Source organism: Protofrankia symbiont of Coriaria ruscifolia, from assembly GCF_900634745.1.
GTDB classification, from domain to species: Bacteria; Actinomycetota; Actinomycetes; order Frankiales; family Frankiaceae; genus Protofrankia; species Protofrankia californiensis.
Map to the genome: position 1 here is coordinate 1 of NZ_CAAAFR010000083.1, position 2,187 is coordinate 2,187.

Annotated in this window: 4 protein-coding genes; 3 read left to right on the forward strand and 1 reads right to left on the reverse strand. The window is 64.9% G+C overall.

Features of this window, described 5'->3' with window-relative positions; all coding sequences use genetic code 11:
* Positions 1 to 8 precede the first annotated feature (8 nt).
* Genes CV1CTNOD_RS11320 through CV1CTNOD_RS11330 form a run of 3 tightly spaced genes read left to right on the forward strand, consistent with a single transcriptional unit; the run spans position 9 to position 1,335 of the window.
* A complete protein-coding gene (locus CV1CTNOD_RS11320) occupies positions 9 to 74 on the forward strand; it encodes a hypothetical protein (RefSeq protein WP_278043894.1) in 66 nt (21 codons plus the stop codon).
* Complete coding sequence (locus tag CV1CTNOD_RS28260) at positions 71 to 583, forward strand: polysaccharide deacetylase family protein (protein WP_165485450.1); 513 nt, start codon at positions 71 to 73, stop codon at positions 581 to 583. Before CV1CTNOD_RS11320 ends, CV1CTNOD_RS28260 begins: the two co-directional genes overlap by 4 nt.
* Positions 580 to 1,335 carry a sulfotransferase gene (locus CV1CTNOD_RS11330; protein WP_242606596.1) on the forward strand — a complete coding sequence of 252 codons (756 nt, stop codon included), beginning with the start codon at positions 580 to 582 and terminating at the stop codon, positions 1,333 to 1,335. The genes CV1CTNOD_RS28260 and CV1CTNOD_RS11330 overlap by 4 nt, the downstream gene beginning before the upstream one ends.
* Before the next feature lie 97 nt (positions 1,336 to 1,432).
* Here CV1CTNOD_RS11330 and CV1CTNOD_RS11335 read toward each other — a convergent pair whose 3' ends face one another.
* Positions 1,433 to 2,143 (reverse strand): IS6 family transposase, encoded by a 711-nt coding sequence (locus CV1CTNOD_RS11335; RefSeq protein WP_131786076.1) that lies wholly within the window; start codon positions 2,141 to 2,143, stop codon positions 1,433 to 1,435.
* Between the last annotated feature and the right edge of the window lie 44 nt (positions 2,144 to 2,187).

Below are 2,187 nucleotides of genomic sequence, written 5' to 3' on the forward strand. Positions count from 1 at the left end.
TCATCCCGATCGAGCGTGCCATGGACGAGTGGCAGGCCGGAGAGCTCATCGACCGGAATGGACCCGAGCTGTGACACGCGCCCACCCGGCTCCAAATACGGTCGGCGACGAGCCTGGAGCCCGCCGCATCGTCCTCGCGTTCGCGTTCGACGACGGACCAGACCCAGGCTATACACTCCTGATCCTCGATCTATTCGCTGAGCACGAGGTCCTCGCAATCTCCTGCGTGGTCGGCAGGCATGCAGCCGCGCATCTCGAAATTATCTCCCGGATGGTCGCGAGCGGGCATCTGCTAGCTGGCCACTCGATGACACACAGGAGCCTGTCGCGCTGTGACGAACAACGGACACGATGGGAAATAAGGGAGGCGAGGCGCGCACCCTTAACGGCCACCAGGGTCTTGTCTCCGGTCCTCCGCTGCTGGAGGCGGTGGCCCGGCCGCCGGCACACCGATGGGATACAGCTGGTAAGGGCACCGGCCTGCGAAGCCGCGGCGACTGACAACCAAACCGCCGCTCGCACGAGATCCGATAGGTCAGAATCAATGCCAGCCACAGACGAGTTGCTGAATGAAATGGAATGATCGCGATGAACCAGGAGAGACGGGCGCTGTCGGCTCCAGAGCCATTTGTCATACTGGCAATGCCACGAACGGGATCACACCACCTGAAGGCGCTGGCCAACGAGCATCCGAACGTCTTGACCAATGGAGAGATACTTAATCCGTGGGACACCGACTGGCCCGGTGTCGATCGTACAGAAATGTCCGATCGTGAACTGCTCGAGCTGGCCTTCGTGCGCTTTCCGCGGCGAGATGAAAAATACGAGGTCAGTTGCGTCGGCTGCAAGGTCAATGAACCTCAGTTCCACGAACGTCCCACCTTTTTTGACGAGCTGGCGGCTTGGCCGCGCCTGAAAGTAATCGCGCTCCAACGACGGAACCTGCTCGAGTCATTCCGGTCCTTCATCCAGGCGCGTGAGAGCGGCCGCTGGCTGGCCCCCAGTGCGGACGGCCCGGCGCCGGTGCCGCCGCGGGTGAAGCTGTCCCCCGCAGGCTGCGAGAGTTACTTCAGAAGCGCCGAGGAATTCTACGGTCGCATCTTCGCCCGTTTTTCCCCGGAGAAGATCCACGAAATTTACTATGAGGACCTGCGGGACAGACCGGGGGAATGCATGGCGGGGATCTGGGACTTTCTGGGCGTTTCCCCGCATCTGCTGTCCGGCTGTCTTCTCCTGCAACAGCAGGAGACACGCCCGCTCAGCGAGGCGGTGCTGAACTACGCCGAGCTACGCGGCCACTTCCGGGGCACTCCGTACCAGGCTTTCTTTGAATGAGCTGTGATCCCGCCAGAGCGACGCGCTGCGGGGCAGTGGCAGCGGGTCTGTTGCGTGCGGCGGAGGCAAGACATGCCAGGCCCCGCCGAACCGATGATCAGATTGTCAGGGTGAGCTCGGTGAAGGCGGCCGACAATCGCAGCCGCGGGTCGGCGTCGACGCCGAGTTCGTAGTGGCCGCGGCGGATGTTCTGCACGAACGCATGCCCCACGCTGACCGTCTGGGCGGAACGCAGGCGTTTCAGCCCGCGCATCGGCCGCAGTCTGGCCTTCAGCTGGCTGTGATCGGACTCGATCCGGGTGTTCGCCCGCCACGCGTCGATGTGGTGGGCGGCGGGCAGCAGCTCGTCGAGGGCCCGCGGGTAGGAAGCCGCCTTGTCGGTGGTCATCTCGACCGGTCTGCGGCCGTGGGGTAGGGCGGCGGTGAAGAACCGCCGGGCCGCGGGCAGGTCCCGGTGCTCGGCGGCGAACATGTCGATGACCTGGCTGTCCTGGTCGACCGCCCGCCACAGGTAGATCCACCGGCCGGAGACCTTCACAGACGTCTCGTCCACGAGCCACCGGTCCCCGGGGGTGTGCCGGCAGGGCCGGGCCGCGTCGATCAGCAGCGGGGTGAACCGGCGCACCCACCGGTACATGGTCACGTGGTCAACGACCAGGCCGGGTTCGGCGAGGAGCTCCTCGACGTCCCGGTACGACAGCGCGTAGTGGAGATACCAGTGGACCGCCAGCACGATCACCTCCGGTGGGAACCGGAACCCGGCAAACTCCGAGACCGGGACCGGCGGACGGACGGCACGTCGACGCATCCACCCACCATGCCCGATCAAGGACCCCGCGGATGCAACTGTGA

Bases quoted from the DNA above. Each gene is read 5' to 3' on its own strand.
- CV1CTNOD_RS11330 (WP_242606596.1), top strand. From the start codon at position 580: ATGATCGCGATGAACCAGGAGAGACGGGCGCTGTCGGCTCCAGAGCCA.
- CV1CTNOD_RS11335 (WP_131786076.1), bottom strand. From the start codon at position 2,143: ATGCGTCGACGTGCCGTCCGTCCGCCGGTCCCGGTCTCGGAGTTTGCC.